This window comes from Rhodovastum atsumiense (assembly GCF_937425535.1).
Classification (GTDB): domain Bacteria; phylum Pseudomonadota; class Alphaproteobacteria; order Acetobacterales; family Acetobacteraceae; genus Rhodovastum; species Rhodovastum atsumiense.
In genome coordinates this window covers 4,709,797-4,726,003 of the sequence record NZ_OW485601.1, presented here as the reverse complement: position 1 = coordinate 4,726,003, position 16,207 = coordinate 4,709,797, and the positions used below count along the sequence as shown (strand labels likewise).

At 68.6% G+C, this 16,207-nt stretch carries 16 protein-coding genes; 6 read left to right on the top strand and 10 right to left on the bottom strand.

Annotated elements, in window-relative coordinates; all coding sequences use genetic code 11:
- Nucleotides 1–2: 2 nt before the first annotated feature.
- From NBY65_RS21325 to NBY65_RS21310, 4 genes are all read left to right on the top strand, one after another.
- Complete coding sequence (locus NBY65_RS21325; protein ID WP_150039636.1) at nt 3–1,025, top strand: ABC transporter substrate-binding protein; 1,023 nt, start codon at nt 3–5, stop codon at nt 1,023–1,025.
- Nucleotides 1,022–1,825, top strand: a complete 804-nt coding sequence (locus NBY65_RS21320) for an ABC transporter ATP-binding protein (RefSeq protein ID WP_150039635.1) — start codon at nt 1,022–1,024, stop codon at nt 1,823–1,825. Before NBY65_RS21325 ends, NBY65_RS21320 begins: the two co-directional genes overlap by 4 nt.
- A gap of 15 nt (nt 1,826–1,840) precedes the next feature.
- The gene (locus tag NBY65_RS21315; protein WP_150039634.1) at nt 1,841–2,659 is read left to right on the top strand and encodes an ABC transporter permease; all 819 of its coding nucleotides are present in this window, start codon (nt 1,841–1,843) and stop codon (nt 2,657–2,659) included.
- Nucleotides 2,660–2,820: 161 nt separating this feature from the next.
- Nucleotides 2,821–3,708 (top strand): alpha/beta fold hydrolase, encoded by an 888-nt coding sequence (locus NBY65_RS21310; protein ID WP_150039633.1) that lies wholly within the window; start codon nt 2,821–2,823, stop codon nt 3,706–3,708.
- 97 nt (nt 3,709–3,805) lie between these two features.
- Here NBY65_RS21310 and NBY65_RS21305 read toward each other — a convergent pair whose 3' ends face one another.
- From NBY65_RS21305 to NBY65_RS21280, 6 genes are all read right to left on the bottom strand, one after another.
- The gene (locus NBY65_RS21305; RefSeq protein WP_162530449.1) at nt 3,806–4,552 is read right to left on the bottom strand and encodes an HAD family hydrolase; all 747 of its coding nucleotides are present in this window, start codon (nt 4,550–4,552) and stop codon (nt 3,806–3,808) included.
- 44 nt (nt 4,553–4,596) lie between these two features.
- Nucleotides 4,597–5,349, bottom strand: a complete 753-nt coding sequence (locus NBY65_RS21300; RefSeq protein ID WP_150039631.1) for an ABC transporter ATP-binding protein — start codon at nt 5,347–5,349, stop codon at nt 4,597–4,599.
- Nucleotides 5,343–6,086 (bottom strand): ABC transporter permease, encoded by a 744-nt coding sequence (locus tag NBY65_RS21295; protein WP_162530448.1) that lies wholly within the window; start codon nt 6,084–6,086, stop codon nt 5,343–5,345. The genes NBY65_RS21300 and NBY65_RS21295 overlap by 7 nt, the downstream gene beginning before the upstream one ends.
- A gap of 40 nt (nt 6,087–6,126) precedes the next feature.
- Nucleotides 6,127–7,104, bottom strand: a complete 978-nt coding sequence (locus tag NBY65_RS21290; RefSeq protein WP_203330396.1) for an ABC transporter substrate-binding protein — start codon at nt 7,102–7,104, stop codon at nt 6,127–6,129.
- A gap of 102 nt (nt 7,105–7,206) precedes the next feature.
- Nucleotides 7,207–7,995, bottom strand: a complete 789-nt coding sequence (locus NBY65_RS21285; protein WP_150039628.1) for an IclR family transcriptional regulator — start codon at nt 7,993–7,995, stop codon at nt 7,207–7,209.
- 161 nt (nt 7,996–8,156) lie between these two features.
- Nucleotides 8,157–9,215 (bottom strand): alpha/beta fold hydrolase, encoded by a 1,059-nt coding sequence (locus NBY65_RS21280; protein WP_150039627.1) that lies wholly within the window; start codon nt 9,213–9,215, stop codon nt 8,157–8,159.
- Between the two features lie 228 nt (nt 9,216–9,443).
- Here NBY65_RS21280 and gpmA point away from each other — a divergent pair, with 228 nt between their 5' ends.
- Nucleotides 9,444–10,136 (top strand): 2,3-diphosphoglycerate-dependent phosphoglycerate mutase, encoded by a 693-nt coding sequence (gpmA, locus tag NBY65_RS21275; protein ID WP_150039626.1) that lies wholly within the window; start codon nt 9,444–9,446, stop codon nt 10,134–10,136.
- Between the two features lie 24 nt (nt 10,137–10,160).
- Here gpmA and NBY65_RS21270 read toward each other — a convergent pair whose 3' ends face one another.
- The 3 genes from NBY65_RS21270 to NBY65_RS21260 form a co-directional block, all read right to left on the bottom strand.
- Complete coding sequence (locus tag NBY65_RS21270; protein WP_150039625.1) at nt 10,161–11,834, bottom strand: methyl-accepting chemotaxis protein; 1,674 nt, start codon at nt 11,832–11,834, stop codon at nt 10,161–10,163.
- Nucleotides 11,835–12,327: 493 nt separating this feature from the next.
- Nucleotides 12,328–13,320, bottom strand: a complete 993-nt coding sequence (locus NBY65_RS21265) for an inorganic phosphate transporter (protein ID WP_150039624.1) — start codon at nt 13,318–13,320, stop codon at nt 12,328–12,330.
- 20 nt (nt 13,321–13,340) lie between these two features.
- Complete coding sequence (locus NBY65_RS21260) at nt 13,341–13,973, bottom strand: DUF47 domain-containing protein (RefSeq protein WP_162530447.1); 633 nt, start codon at nt 13,971–13,973, stop codon at nt 13,341–13,343.
- Nucleotides 13,974–14,245: 272 nt separating this feature from the next.
- On the opposite strand from NBY65_RS21260, the gene NBY65_RS21255 reads away from it, so the two are divergent.
- The gene (locus NBY65_RS21255; RefSeq protein ID WP_150039622.1) at nt 14,246–14,686 is read left to right on the top strand and encodes an ArsC/Spx/MgsR family protein; all 441 of its coding nucleotides are present in this window, start codon (nt 14,246–14,248) and stop codon (nt 14,684–14,686) included.
- Between the two features lie 469 nt (nt 14,687–15,155).
- On the opposite strand, the gene NBY65_RS21250 is transcribed toward NBY65_RS21255, so the two are convergent.
- Nucleotides 15,156–16,133, bottom strand: coding sequence for a phosphoribosylaminoimidazolesuccinocarboxamide synthase (locus NBY65_RS21250; protein ID WP_150039621.1), 978 nt, complete (start codon nt 16,131–16,133; stop codon nt 15,156–15,158).
- Nucleotides 16,134–16,207: the final 74 nt, after the last annotated feature.

Sequence of the window (16,207 nt, the reverse complement as noted above, 5' to 3'; positions counted from 1 at the left end):
AGATGCCCCTGCGCCGCAACTTTCTCGCGGGTGGCCTCGCCACCCTGACCGCCTTCCCGCCCCTGGCCGCCCGGGCCGCGGGCGGAGAGCCCGAGGTGAAGGAATTGCGCTACCAGGGTATGGCAAGCGCCGTCGGCTATCCCGAACTGGCCGAGAATCTCGGCTATCTCGCGCCGCTGCGGCTGCGCTGGGTGGGCAACACCATCAGCGGCCCGCAGGACATCCAGGCGACGGTGACCGGCGATACCGATTTCGGCCAGGCGTTCCACTCCGCGATCCTCAAGCTGATCGGCGTCGGCGCGCCGCTGGTCGCGGTGATCGGCAACACCGGCACCGACGCGAAAAGCTGGAGCGGGCTCTATACGCTGGAGGACAGCCCGGTGCAGGGGCCGCGCGACCTGGTCGGCCGCAAGGTGGGCGTGAACACCTACGGCGCCCACAACGAATTCGTGCTGCAGGAATACCTCCGCCGCGCCGGCCTCGCCCCGGCGGAGATCGCCCAGGTGACGCTGGTGGTGCTGCCGCCATCGAACGCCGAGCAGGCGCTGCGGCTGCGCCAGATCGATGCCGTGTTCCTCTCGCCCATCTTCCGCGAGAAGGCGGCCAGCCGCGGCGGCATCCGCCTGCTGCAATCGGATTTCGAGCTGTTCGGCGAGTTCACCACCGGATCCTATGTGCTCACCCGCCGCTTCATCGCCCGCAACCCCAATGCCGCCCGCGTCTTCGTCAGCGGCACCGCCCGCGCCATCGAATGGGCGCACACGCGCGAACCGGCGGAGGTCGTGGCGCGGCTGGCCGAGATCATCCACCGGCGCAACCGTGGCGGCGAGGACGACAGCGCCGTGCGCTACTGGAAATCGATCGCCCTGGGCGCCAAAGGCGGCGTGCTGGCCGACCGCAACTTCACCCTGTTCCTCGACTGGTTCCGCGCCAACGGCAATGCCGCGGTGGCCCGGCTGAAACCCGCCGAGGTCTACACCAACGCCTTCAATCCCTATGCCGAGGGCACGGACAGGCAGGGATGACCGCCCCCGCGACCAAGCTGCGCTTCGAGCAGGTGACCAAGACCTTCCCCCTGCCCGCCGCCACCGCCGACGGGACCACCCGTTTCGCCGCCCTCGCCCGGCTCTCGCTCGAGGTGCGCGCCGGCGAGATCCTGGCCCTGGTGGGCCCGAGCGGCTGCGGCAAGTCGACGCTGCTCGACCTCGCCGCCGGGCTGACCCGGCCCTGCAGCGGCGCCATCCTGATCGACGGGCAGCCGGTCCAGGGCCCCGGCCCCGATCGCAGCGTCGTCTTCCAGCAATACGCCTTGTTTCCCTGGCTCACCGCCCTGGCCAATGTCGAGTTCGGGCTGGAGGCAGCCGGCGTCGCGCGCGCACACCGGCGGGAGCGGGCGCGGCATTTCCTCGCCCTGGTCGGCCTCGCCGGCTTCGCCGACCGCTATCCGCACCAGCTTTCGGGCGGGATGAAGCAGCGCGTGGCGATCGCCCGCAGCCTCGCCACAGACCCGCAGGTCCTGCTGATGGACGAGCCTTTCGGCGCGCTCGATGCGCAGGTGCGGGAACTGCTGCAGGAAGAGCTGCTGCGGATCTGGCAGGAAACTGGCAAGACCATCGTGTTCATCACCCACAGCATCGACGAGGCGCTGGTGCTCGGCCAGCGCGTCGCGGTGATGGGCGCACGCCCCGGCCGCATCACCGAACTGATCGACATCCCCTTCAGCTTCGCCGAGCGCGTCGGCGATCTGCGCTCGCATCCCCGCTTCGGCGCCCTGCGCCACCATGTCTGGAGCCAACTGCGCCACAACGCCGCCGCGGCGGCCTGAGCAGGGAAGCCACCCATGTCCACCAGCCTCGCCGCCACTGCCGCCCCGGCCCGCAGCGATCGCCTCTGGCCAAGGCTGCGCGCCCTGCTCGGCGGGGCCTTCACCCGCAGCATCGCCGTGCTGACCTTCCTGGCGGTGTGGGAGGTGTTGCCGCGCAGCGGGGCGGTCGACGCGGTGTTCCTGCCGCCGGTTTCGGAAGTTGCCACCACCGCCTGGCAGATGGCGCTGTCCGGAACCCTGGCCACGCATCTCGGCGCCAGCCTGCTGCGCGTGCTGGCCGGGTTCCTGCTCGCCGTCGGCGTCTGCATCCCGGCGGGGCTGGCGATCGGCGCCAGCCGCCGGCTCGCCATGCTGCTCGACCCGGTGATGGAGATCTTCCGCAACACCGCGCCGCTGGCATTGCTGCCGGTGTTCACGCTGATCCTCGGCATCGGCGAGACCTCGAAAGTGGCAATGGTGTTCTACGCCGCGAGCTGGCCGCTGCTGCTGAGCACCATCACCGGCGTGCGCACCGTTGATCCGCTGCTGATCAAGGCGGCACGCTCGCTGGGGCTGCGGCCGGTCGCGCTGTTCCGCAAAGTGGTGCTGCCCGCCTCGGTGCCGACGATCTTCACCGGCATCCGCCTCGCCTCCGGCATGTCCATCCTGGTGCTGATCGCCGCGGAAATGGTGGGCGCCCGGGCCGGGCTTGGCTACCTGGTCAACGCCGCCCAGTTCAATTTCGAAATTCCGCAGATGTACGCAGGGATCCTGCTGCTCTCTCTGCTCGGGGTGACGATCAACGCCCTGCTGGTCAGCATCGAACGCCGGCTGTCGGCGTGGAACCGCGTCTGACGCGGCGGGAACCTTCGCCGATCAAGGAGAATTCCGGCCGGATCATTCACCCTTGGGGTGCGGGCCGAGGCCCAGGACCCGAAGGCGGTTGACAGCCCCCGCCGCCGCATCGTCACGTTCGCCCCAGCCGAACCCGCCGATGCCCAAAAGAGGGGAAACAGATGCTGGGACGACGGACGCTCGCCTCTGCCGCATTGCTGGCCGGCCTCCCGTTTGCGGCGGCGCCGGCACTGGCGCAACCGGACAGGCGGAACCCCTGGATGGTGCTGCCACCGATGCCGGACCTGCCGCCGGCCAGGGTGGCCGGCCGCGTGCCCGTCAACGATATCGAGATGTGGCGGGCCGAATTCGGCCCGGCCGAAGGGCGGCCGGTGGTGGTGCTGCATGGCGGCCTCGCCAGTTCCAACTACTTCGGCAAGGTGATCCCGGATTTCGTGGCCGAGGGCTTCCGCGTCGTCTGCCTCGACAGCCGTGGCCATGGCCGCAGCACCCGCTCGGCACAGCCCTACAGCTACGAGCTGATGGCCTCCGACGTGGTGGCAATGATGGATGCGCTGCGCCTCCCCAGGGCCGATATCGTGGGCTGGAGCGATGGCGCGATCATCGGCCTCGTCATGGCGATCCACCAGCCTGCGCGCCTGCGGCGCGTCTTTGCCTTCGGCGCCAACACCGTGCCGTCCGGGCTGGTGCCGAACTTCGAGAAGACACCGGTGTTCGGGCGCTTCGTCGCGCGCAGCGAGGCGGAGTACAAGGCGCTGTCGCCGACCCCGGATCAATACGACAGCTTCGTGCGGCAGATCAGCCATATGTGGGAGACGCAGCCGAACATCAGCGATGCCCAGTTGCAGGCGATCCGGACACAGATCACCGTTGCCGACGGACGCTACGACGAGGCCATCAGGCAGTCGCACAGCCGCACCATGGCCGCGACCATCCCGGATGCGCGGCTGGTGATCCTGCCGGGCGTCAGCCATTTCGCGATGCTGCAGAACCCACCGCTGTTCGCGCGCGCGGGGCTCGACGCCCTGACGGCAGACTGGGACAGCTAGTACGGCGTTGCCGGGAAATGGGGCTTATCCGCCGCCTCTGATCGAATGGCGGCTGTCGCCCCATAGCGATCCTTCGGCCGTAACCGACATCAGGGGGCTACATCGACGCGGAGGCTGCGTGCCGCTCTTCCAACCAAAGCCGCAGTCCTGCGTCGCGGAAGTCCTTCGCGGTTATAATTGCGCCAGCAAGTAGCGCCGTACGCTCACTCAAGGAGGCCAGCATTCCAACTGTCGGAATGCCGGCACCTGTTGCAGACGCAAGGCCCGGCAGAGAATCCTCGAAGGCAACAGCCTCGTCAGAATCAATGCCAAGCTTCATCAGGGCCGCCAGATATGGAAGCGGATCGGGCTTGCCGCGCTGAACTTCATCTCCCACAACCAATAAATCGAACGATGAAAGTAGATCTGTACCCACAAGGACAGCCTCAACACTGGCACGAGGTGAAGTTGTAACTATAGCACGGCAAATATTTTTGGATTTTGCCCACTCTATTATCTCGCGGGCTCCAGGAATAACTTTAATATCTTTCATATTTTCTCGATATATGGCTTCTTTTTTAGAAGATAATATTGAGCAATATTCTTGCGATGCACTGGGAAAGGCTTCGGCGATAACGAGATCGTTCGAGCGCCCAGCGATACGGGATCTGTAATAAGCCTCATCGACAACCACATCGGCTCCGCTCAACACTTCCGCAAAGGCAGAACGGTGCAGTGCGTCCGAGTCCACCAAGGTGCCGTCCAGATCGAACAACAAGCCAAAGCGTCGCACACCAAACTCCTTGGGGGATGCATTCTTCCAAAGGTCGTCTGCGTCTGCAAACCATCCGTTCCAGTCACTCACTCGCCACGCCCGTCTGATCCAAGGCAGCCGCCATCGGCAGGGAATCAGTCCCACCCGCGCGGGGACGGCTGGCGCGCCTGCGCAAGCAGGCCCAGCGCCTCGGCCACGCCGGGCCGGCGCAACAGCCCGGCACAGGCCTCGAACACCGCGGCATCCGTCGCCGCCGGGCGGGTCAACGGCAAAGGCGGCAGCAGTCCGGCCGGGCGGCCGGCCAGCAGTGCAACCCGGTCGCCCACCCGCACCGCCTCCACCACGTCATGCGTCACCAGCAGCGTCGCCAGATGCCGGCGCCGCACCGCCTCGCGCAGCCGCTGCTGCAACTCCGCCCGCAGGCCGGCGTCCAGCGCGGCGAAGGGCTCATCCAGCAGCAGCACCGCCGGCTCCACCGCCAGCGCCCGCGCGATCGCCACGCGCTGGCGCATGCCACCGGACAAGGCATGCGGCCGCTTCAGCAGATCCTCGTCGCGCAGCCCCAGCTCCCGCAGCAAGGACGCCGCCCGCTCCCGCCGCGCCGGGCGCGGCACACCCAGCGCCTTCAGCCCGAGCGCCGCATTGTCGAGCGCCGAGCGCCAGGGCAGCAGCCGCGGCTCCTGGAACACCACCGCCCGCCGTCCCCGCACGGCGATGCGTCCGGCGCTGACCGGCAGCAACCCGGCGGCGGCGTGCAGCAGGCTGGTCTTGCCGATACCGGACCGGCCCATCAGCACCAGCACCTCGCCCGCGGCGACGCGCAGCGTCACCCCCGAGAGAATCAACGCCCCGCCACGATGCAGGGCCACGCCTTCGAAGCTCAGCACCGCCGCCTGCCTCCCGGGGCCAGCAGCCGCGCCAGCATTGCGTCCAGCGCCAGCAGCAGCACCACCACCAGCACGATCCAGGCCAGCACCAGGTCGGTTTCCAGATAGGCGCGCGCCGTGGCGACCTGACCGCCCACCCCGGCGCCACCGCTCAGTACCTCGGCCATCACCGCCACCTTGAAGGCGAGCCCCAGCGCGGTCGCGAAGGCCGGCGCCAGATGCACCAGCAATTGCGGCAGCGCCAGCTCGGTCGCGCGCTGCCAGGGCCCGAGCGCGAAGACCCGCGCCATCTCGGTCAGGTCCGGGTCACGCGCCCGCGCGCCGTGATAGCCGCCGGCGAACAGCACCGGCAGGCAGGCCAGCGCCACGGTGACACCCGGCGCCAGGCCCTGCGGACCAAACCACAGCAGCGCCAGCACCACCCAGGCGATATGCGGCACGCCCAGGATCACCGTCACCACCGGCCGCAGCGCCGCCCCCAGCGGCGGCAGCGCCCCGGACGCCACCCCGAGCAGCAACCCGGCCAGCCCCCCGGCCGCCAGCCCGCCAAGCGCATCCGCAGCCGTGCGGGCCAGCGCCTCCGGCGTGCCGGGGGCCACCGCCAGCGCCAGCACCCGCCGCGCCACGGCCAGCGGCGAGGGCAGCACCAGCGCGCCGACATCGACATGCACCAGGTGCCAGAGCAGCAGGAACCCGCCGAGCCCCAGCGCCGGAGCGAGCAGGCCGCCCCCAGGCACGCCCCGTGCCGGGATCAAAGGTCCACGCCCCGTGCCGGGATCAAAGGTCGAGGAAGAAGTCGTCGTCGGGCAGCCGGCCGCCGATCGCTTCCGGATGCAGTTCCAGCAGCACGCGGTAGAAATCCATCAGCTCGGCCTTGAGCGTCCGCGCCCCGTACACGCCGATGCTGAAATGCGGCAAGGCCCGGGCAAACAGCGGCGCGCGGATGTCCATGCGCCGCTCGGCCAGCGCCCCGGCCTCGGCCGGATTGGCCTGGGCCCAGGCGGCGGCTTCCGGCAATCCCTGGCGCAGCGCCGCCAGCAATTCGGGCGATTCATCGATCAGCGACTGGTGCAGCGCGATGCCGGCCATCGGAATGCGCGGCTGGCCGAAATGCCGCCCCCATTCCGCCTGCAGGTTGACCGCGCGATGCAGCGTGCGGCCGGCATGCCCGGCCATGGCAATGGCCATGGTGGCCGGCGGCTCGGAGAGCAGCGCGATCGGCGCCCGCCCGGCGATGGCCAGTTGCGCCGCCTCCATCGGGGTCGCAACGTAGTCGATGCCGACGTCGCGGCCCGGCTCCAGCCCCTCGCGCCGCAGCAGGGCGCGGAACACCAGGTCGGGCATGTCGTTGCGGAAGAATGCCGTCACCCGCTGCCCGCGCAGCGCCGCCAGCGAGGTGATCGCGGGATCCTGGGCCACGATGTAGAGGTGCCCCATGCTGATCACCGCCAGCAACCGCACCGGAACGCCGCGATTGGCGAACAGCGCCGGCACATGGTTGGGCGTGCTGAAAAGCCGCGTCCGCCCGGAAGCGACGCCGGCCCGCAATTCATCGGGGTCGCGCCACAGCCGGAAGGTCGCGCCCGGCGCCGAAGGCTGCAACGCACCGGACTCGATCATCCGCACCAGCACGATGGTCGAGGCATTGGGAGCGCCCAGGACCTCGAGCCCGGGCACCGCGGCCGCGCGGGCGGGCCGGGTCGCGCCGGCAATCGCGCCGGCCAGGAAGCCTTGCAACACGTGGCGTCTCTGCACGGAATCCCTCATCGCTGCGAACGCCACAAGACATGACGCATCCGCAGCGTTCGCGCCAGACGGATATAACGGGCCGGATAGAGGGGCGATGGCCCCCGGGCCTTACTGCGGCCCGAGCGCGCGCGAGATGTCGCGGGCCACCGCGCAGACGCGCTCGGCCAGGCGCGGGAAATCGCGACGACGCAGTTGCAGCGTGGTGCCCACCGCCGAGAGCGCGGCGATGACGTTGCCCCGGCCATCGAAGATCGGTGCGGCGACGCAGCGGATATTCGGCAGGTCCTCCTCGTCGTCGACCGCCCAGCCGCGGGCACGCACCTGCGCGAGATGCGCCCGCACCGCCGCGGCATCCGGCAGGGTGTTGGGCATTTTCCGCTCCCAGGTGATGTCCGCCAGCAATTTCTCCTGTTCGGCCTCGGGCCGCCAGGCGAGCAGGACCTTGCCCAGCGAGGACCGGTAGAGCGACAGCCGCTTGCCCACCCAGGTGTGGATCTTGATCGCCTGCTCGCTTTCCACCTTGGCCAGGTAGATCGCGTCACGGCCTTCGAGGATGCCGAGATGGCAGGTCATCTGCACCTCGTGCGCCAGGGCCCGCAGATACGGCAGGGCATCGTGCTCGATCGAGCGCTGGCCGGCGGAAATCGAGCCAAGTTCGCACAGCCTGAGGCCGAGCATGTAGCCCCCGGTCTGCGTGACCTGCAGCGCGCCGAGCTCACAGAGCGCGCTGATCAGTTGATGCGCGCTGCTCTTGGGCAGGCTCAGGGTCTTGTGGATCGCGGTGAAGCTGATGCCGGCCTCGCGCGAAACCAGGTCGAGGATCGCGAACGCCTTGTGCACTGCCGGCGCGCTGCGGCGCTCGGTTTCGGGCTCGGTCTCTGCAACGGACAGGCTCATCGGCGCACGGCATCTTCTGTCATGCGGGATGGTCTAGCCCGCCGGCAGGGGGATGGAAAGCGTTGACCACCAAGGCAAAGCCGACCGTCCCGCACGAAGCATGACAGCCTCGCCGATTTGTGAACACGGTTCCTTATGTTGAACCATGCTCCCGGTGAGCGTCAACTTGCGTCGACATCGACCACCGCCTGGGCGAAGGCCTGCGGGGCTTCCTGGGGCAGGTTGTGGCCGATGCCGCCGGTGACGACACGGTGCGCGTACCGGCCGGTGAACTTGCCTGCGTAGGACGCCGCGTCCGGATGCGGCGCGCCATTGGCGTCCCCCTCGAGCGTGATCGTGGGCACCGTGATGACGGGAAATCCGGCGAGGCGCCGTTCCAGCTCGTCATATTTCGGCTCGCCCGCGACCAGGCCGAGCCGCCACCGGTAATTGTGCACCACGACGGCGACATGGTCCGGATTGTCCAAGGACGCCGCGCTGCGATCGAAGGTGGCGTCGTCGAAGTCCCATCGCGGCGACGCCAGCCGCCAGATCAGCCGGGCGAATTCACGCCGGTAGCGGGCATACCCGTCCCGTCCGCGCTCCGTGGCGAAATAATACTGGTACCACCATTGCAGCTCGGCCTCCGGCGGCAGGGGCATGCGGTTGGCCTCGGGGCTGCCGATCAGATAGCCGCTCACCGACACCAGGCCCTTGCAGCGCTCCGGCCAGAGCGCCGCCACGATGTCGGCGGTCCGCGCCCCCCAGTCATAGCCGGCGAAGATCGCGCGCCCGATGCGAAGCGCATCCATCAGCGCGATCGCATCGACGGCGAGGGCCGCTTGCTGGCCGTTGCGCACCGCCTCGCCGGAGAGGAAGCGCGTCGTGCCGTAGCCGCGCAGATGCGGCACGATCACCCGGTAGCCGGCCAGCGCCAGCAGGGAAGCGACATCGGCGTAACTATGGATGTCGTAGGGCCAGCCGTGCAGCAGCATGACGACCGGTCCACCGGCGGGGCCAACCTCGGCATAGCCGACGGTCAGGACCCCGGCCTCGATCTGCTTGAGGGACACGAAGGAGCGAACCGTCCCCGGCCGGATCGCCGGCAGCCGCATCGCCCCGGTGGCGTCGGCCAGGACACGCCCCGGCCACAGGGTGCCGGCGGCGATGGTCGCGGCCGCGGCACCGAGCAGGCAGCGCCGCAACGGATTGAGTTCCCCGGTCGTCACGCTCCTGCGCATCGGTGCTTTCCCCTCACGTGCTCCCCGGCGACAACGCGACCGGCACCGGCCCGCGCGGCATCGCGGCTCCGCCGGCCTGCTGACAAGCCAGTGAACATGCGTGTCTCCAGCACAGGTTGAAGGATCGTCCTGCCCCGGAACCGCGCCATGCAACGGTCAAAGCCGATTCGACAGGCCTGCCTGAACGTGTAACCTTGTCGCTGTCCGGATTGAGATGGGGGAGGACTGATGCCAAGTCTCGTGTTGCTCCGTCACGGTCAGAGCGTCTGGAACAAGGAAGACCTGTTCACCGGCTGGACGGAGGTCGATCTCAGCGAGCAGGGCGTGGACGAAGCACGCCTGGCCGGCAAGCGCCTCGCCGCCGCGAAATTCGGGTTCGACATCTGCTTCACCTCGGTGCTCAAACGCGCCATCAAGACCCTGCACCTCGCGCTGGAGGAGATGGACCTGCTCTGGCTGCCCGAGCAGAAAAGCTGGCGCCTGAACGAACGCCATTACGGCGCGCTGCAGGGCCTCAACAAGGCCGAAACCGCCCGCAAGCACAGCGCCGAACAGGTCCGGCTGTGGCGGCGCAGCTGGGACGTGCCCCCGCCCCCGCTCGATGACGACGACCCGCGGCATCCGAAGCACGACCCACGCTACGCCGGCCTGACCGCCGCCGAATTGCCGCGAACGGAGAGCCTGAAGGATACGGTCGCGCGCGTGCTGCCCTTCTGGCACGAGACGATCGCCCCGGCGCTGCGCCAGGACCAGCGCGTGCTGATCGCCGCCCACGGCAATTCGCTGCGCGGACTGGTCAAGTATCTGAGCGACATCCCCGACCAGGACATCCCCGGCTTCGAGCTGCCGACCGGCCAGCCGCTGGTCTACGAACTCGATGCCGCGCTGAAGCCGACGAAGCGGTATTTCCTGGACCAGTGAGGCCGGCCACCGGAGGGGCCGCCGTCACGCGGCCCTGACGCTATCGAGGAAGTTGCGCACCGTGGCGCTGAGCCCTTCGGCCTGGCGCGACAATCCGTTGGCGGCGCTCAGCACCTGACGCACCCCGTTGCCGGTCGCCTCAGCCGCCTCACTGACGATACCGATGTTCTGCGTCACCTCGCCGGTGCCGTGCGCCGCCTGCTGCACGTTCTGGGCGATGTCATGCGTCGCCGCGCCCTGCTCGGACACCGCCGCGGCGATCGCCGAGGTGATTCCGCTCACCTCCCCGATCGTGGCAGCGATCGCCTCGATGGCGGCGACGGCCTGGCGGGTCGCTTCCTGGATCTGGGTGATCTGGGCGCCGATCTCGCCGGTGGCACGCGTGGTCTGGCCGGCCAGGTTCTTCACCTCGTTCGCCACCACGGCGAACCCCTTCCCGGCCTCACCGGCCCGCGCCGCCTCGATGGTCGCGTTCAGCGCCAGCAGGTTGGTCTGGCCGGCGATATTGGTGATCAGCCCGACCACGTCGCCGACCTTCTGCGCCGCGTCGGACAGGGCGCGCACGGTCTCCTGCGTGCCGCGCGCCTCCGTCATCGCCTGCCGCGCCATGCTGGCGGACTGTTCCACCCGCCGCGTGATCTCCGCCACCGATCCGGCCAGTTGCTCGGCGGCGGTGGCGACGGTGCGCACGCTGGCACTGGCCTGCCCGCTCGCCGCCGCGACGGAACGGGCGCGATCGCTGGTGCGGCCGGCGATCTGCGACATCTCCCCGGCCGAGCCGTGCAACTGGGTGGCGGAGGCGGCGACCGCGCCGACGATCTCCCCGGCCTGGGCGTCGAAGCGCCGGGTCAGCTCGTCCAGACGGGCGGCCCGCTGCACCTGGGCGGCATTGCGCTGCGCCTCGGCGGCGGCGAGCGCGTCGGCCTGCTGCAACCCGCTGCGGCATTCGGCGATGCCCCGCTCGAGGTCGCCGATCTCGTCGGTCAGCACCACACAGGGCAGGTCAAAAGCATAGTCCCGCCGGGCAAGCTGGCGCATCACACCGGAGAGGCGGACGATGGGGGCGATAACGCGGGCACGGAGCGAAGTGGCGCAAAAAGCCATCAGTGTCGCCCCCAGCAGCAGCATGCCGCCGACGGTCCAGAGCGCGGCCTGGTATTCGGCATCGGCGGCCCGTGCCGCGTCCTCGCCCTGCCCGGCATTCAGCTCGGAATCGCTGTGCAGCGGCTTGTCCACGCCGTCGAGGAACAGGCTGCGCATCTCGCCGTTGAACAGCCGGGTGGCCCCCGCGACATCGCCGACCCGGAGCATGGCCTGCATCCGCTCGCCGAGGGCGCGATAGGACCGCCACCCTGCCTGGATGGCCTCGGCCAGTTGGCGCTCCCCGGGGGAACTGATCAGCGGCTCGTAGGCACGCCAGGCGCTGTCGGCCTTGGCAAGCAGCGCCTCCGCCCGCGCCGGCACGGCCGCCTTCTCGGCTTCGTCCAATGGCAGCAGCGACGAGGCCTGCACCAGCCGGTAGCGCAGCAGCGCCGCCTCGAACTCCCCGAGCTTCTGGACACTGGGCAGGAGGTTGCGGGCAATCACGTCGCTCGCGCCATGCAGGCCGGCACATTGCCAGAGCGCCACCCCACCCAGAGCGGCAAAGACAAGGAAAGTCGTCGCAAAAGTCAGACGAAGCCGGGCAAGGATGGACATGGGGAATTTTTGCTCCAACGGGTCAGTGCGGTTGCAGCAGACCGTCTTGACGATCCAGAGAAGCACATCCTGACCAGCCGGAGGTAATTGGCGGCGCGACAGAATTCAACTGAAAATTGTTCTACCTATATTTCCAAATTCCGAATAATTGCCATCCTCCTGGCCATCGGAACTGCCATGCGAGAAAAAACGGACAGCAACATCACCTCGGCAGCACGCGCAGGCCAGGGCACACAAGCAAAGATCAGCTTCATGCGGTCAAAGTAAAATTATCGACAATGCAAATTAAAATCCGAGGAAATACTTTCGATATTAAATCAGATACCCCCTGCCATCAGGCATTGACCGGCCAGTTTCCCCGCACACGCCTGGGCGGTGATATACGGCGGACGCGTTGCCGCCCGGCGACCATGTCGGCCTCAGCGTCGCCGACACGGCCCCCCGGCCAGGGCTGAGGCCCATGCCATAGCCCGGCAAGCGGGCGGCACCGCCGTCATCGCGCCAGCGTGGCCACCAGCCAGTAGCAAATGGCACCGACCAGCGCCGAGGCCGGCAGGGTCAGCACCCAGGCGACGACAATGCCGCGCGCCACGCCCCAGCGCACCGCCGAGGTCCGCCGTGCCGCCCCGACCCCGATGATCGAGCCGGTCAGGGTATGGGTGGTGGAGACCGGGACGCCAAGCCAGGTGGCGCCGAACAGCGCCAGCGCGCCGCCGGTCTCGGCGCAGAATCCCTGCATCGGCTTCAGATGGGTGATGCGCGTGCCCATGGTCCGCACGATCCGCCATCCGCCCGCCAGCGTGCCCAGCGCCATCGCCGCCTGGCAGGCCAGCACCACCCAGAGCGGCACGTGGAACTCGCCCTGCAACACGCCTTGCGAGAACAGCAGGACGGTGATGATCCCCATGGTCTTCTGCGCGTCGTTGCCGCCATGGCCCAGGCTGAGCAGCGAGGAGGAAACGAACTGCAGCACCCGGAAGCGCCGGTCCACGGCGAAGGGGGTGGTGCGCACCGAGGCCCAGGACACCGCCAGCACCAGCAGCAGCGCCAGCAGGAACCCGGTCACCGGCGACAGCACGATCGCCGAGGCAACGGTGGACAGCCCGCCCCAGATGACCGCACCGGGGCCGGCCTTGGCCATGGCCGCGCCCACCAGTCCGCCGATCAGGGCATGGCTGCTGCTGGACGGGATGCCGAGCAGCCAGGTCAGCACGTTCCAGACGATGGCGCCGGTGAGCGCGCCGAAGATCACCGCCGGGTCGACCAGGCCGCCCGCCACCAGCCCGTTGCCGATGGTGTTGGCGACGTGCAGGCCAAAGAAGAGGAAGGCGATGAAGTTGAAGAACGCGGCCCAGATCACGGCGAAGGACGGCCGCAGCACCCGCGTGGACACCACGGTCGCGATCGAATTGGCCGAATCGTGCAGCCCGTTCAGGAAATCGAAAGCCAAAGCGAGGCCGATCAGGGCAGCCGTCGCGAGCGTCATCCCGGTCACCGCGGCGCCGCCTAGACCTGTTCGATCACGATGCCCTCGATGACGTCGGCCACGTCCTCGCAGCGGTCCACCACCGATTCCACCAGGTCATAGACCTTTTCCACCGTCAGCTTGTGGCCGGCGGAGCTGGTGCCCTCGAACAGCGCGCGCAACCCGGCGTCGAGCAGGTCGTCGGCCTCGCTCTCGGCGGCACGCACCTGGCGCTGCATCTGGCTCAGGCGGCTGACATTGGACTGGATCGCGCCGAGCAACGGCATGGCGTCGCGGATCTCGATGGTGGCGCGCAGCGCGCATTCGGCCATGTCGCGCATCTGCGGGGTGAAGGCGACGTCGTAGCGGCGGATGCGCCGTCCGGCCTCCTTCATCAGGTCGATGGTGTCATCGAGCGCGGTCGACAGGTCCAGGATCTGCGAGCGGTCGAACGGGGTGACGAAACTGCGGTGGATCGCCGTCACCGTCTCGCGGGTGACCTCGTCGGCGGCGTCCTCGAATCGGCACAGCTCGGCATAACAGGCCTCCACGCTGGCCTTGCCGGCCAACATGTCGCGGAAAGCCATGGCGCCGCCCACCACGTTCTCCGAGTGCCGGCAGAACCGTTCGATAAAACGCTCGTCCTGCGGCATCAATGAACGGAAGAGGCGCATCAACATGGCTTTCCCGCGCCGGTGTTCCCGGCCCGGCCTTCTCGAAACAAAATCGCAGCGGCCACTCCCGCCGCGACCGGGGGAATGCACCGCCGCTTCCGGCCGGCAGGCCGGGCGGCCGCCTCATACCATCCCTCACGCGCGCTCCGTAAGGCCCGGGACGCCGCCCGCCGCGCCACCCTGCCACGCGCCGGACCGCCGGAACGGCGTTGCCAGCCCGCCGGTTCCGTGTCCTTCTTGGGGTCGTTGCAGGATGGTGGGGGAAGGGCGCGATGGCGGTCGTCACGTTCTGGGAGAAGCCCGGGTGTGCGGGCAATGCGCGGCAGAAGGCGTTGCTGGAGGCGTCTGGCCACACGGTGCAGGCCAGGGACCTGCGCGCGGAGCACTGGACCGCGGCGACGCTGCGCCGCTTCTTCGGCGCGCGTCCGGTGGCGGCGTGGTTCAACCGGTCCTCGCCGCGGGTGAAGTCGGGCGAGGTGCAGCCGGAGCAACTGGATGAAGCCGCCGCGCTGGCGTTGATGCTGGCCGATCCGCTGCTGATCCGCCGCCCCTTGCTGCAGGTAGGCGAGCGCTGCGAGGCGGGGTTCGACCCGATCCTGGTGGCCGGCTGGATCGGCCTGACCGGCGAGCGGCCCTGGCTTGGGGATGCGTGCCAGCATCCGCAAGGCCCGCCCTGTGCCGAACCGGTCGCGATTACCCCTGCAGGCGAATAAAAGAATTGGCTGGCACAAGAACTTAATGGCGCTCTTACGCAACGCGTTTTCCTGCCAAGACTAGACCGCCATGAAGTGGGTCGATGCCGCTTATATCCCGTTGCGCCTTTTTTGCTATTCTGCAGCTTTTATCGTGTGGGGAATCGTTGGCGCCTGGTTTTTATTTTCCCTGTTTTATTTTGCTGCGCTAGTGAGTGTTTATGCTCAGGCATTCCTGGGGGTGGGCTTAGAAGTTGGTAAGGTAATACTCTTCCTTGCCTTCCTTTTGCTGCCGATCGGAGCGATTGGCGGTGGCGTGGGTGGCCTGTTCTGGATGGCGAAGTTGTGGAAATGCGGCGCTGGATCCGGAAAGACACCGACCTCCAGGTTGAACTGCACCGAAAGACATGGGATCCAAGGGCCTTGTGGCCCTTGGCGGAGGTCCAGGAGGCGGAGCCTCCTGGTCGGGTTTGGGGCAAAGCCCCAATGATCAGGCCGCCAGCAGCGGCGCCAGGTTAGCCCGAACCCGGTCGAGCACCGGCCGGTCGTCCTCGGGAAGCCGGAACGCCTGTCCGGTGATGGTTTCAAACGCCTCGATGTAGACGGCGGCGGTGGCCAGCACGAGGTCTTCCGGAATGGCCGGGATCGGGTCGCGATAGGGGTCGCAGCGTGCGGCCACCCAACTGCGCACGAAATCCTTGTCGAAGCTTTCCGGCCGCTCGCCCGCCGCGAATCGGGCCGCGTAGCTGCCGGCCCGCCAGTAGCGGCTGCTGTCGGGGGTATGGATCTCGTCGGCGAGGACGATGCGGCCTTCCGCGTCGGTGCCGAATTCGTATTTGGTGTCGGCCAGGATCAGGCCGCGTGCCGCCGCCAGTTCCTGTCCCCGCGCGAACAAGGCGAGCGCGTACTCGCTCAATTGTCCCCATTGCGTCGCGCTCAGCAGGCCGCGCCCGACGATGTCGGCCGGCGCGAGCGGCTCGTCATGGCCGCCGTCGAAGGCCTTGCTGGTGGGGGTCAGGATCGGCTGCGGCAGGCGCTGGTTGTCGCGCAGGCCATCGGGCAGGCGGATGCCGTACATCTCCCGCTGCCCGGCCTTATAGAGCGTCAGCACCGAGGTCCCGGTGGTGCCGGCGAGATAGCCGCGCACCACGACTTCCACCGGCAGGATGTCCAGCCGGCGGGCGATGACGACGTTCGGGTCCGGATAGTCCAGCACGTGGTTGGGGCAGATGTCGCGGGTCGCCTCGAACCAGAACCGCGCGGTCTGGGTGAGCACCTGGCCCTTGAACGGCACCGCGCAGAGGATGCGGTCGAAGGCGCTGAGGCGGTCGGAGGCGATGATGACCCGCCGCCCGTCCGGCAGGTCGTAGTTGTCGCGCACCTTGCCGCGATAATGCCGGGGCAGTTCGGGGATGGTGGCGTCGCCGAGGATCCGGAGCGCATGCGCGCGAAGCAGGGTGGGGTCCATGATCCTCGTGATCCTCATGGCACGGCCCGGCGCCGTGCGGGGCGGGCGTCTTAGCAGGTATCGGCGACGGCGGT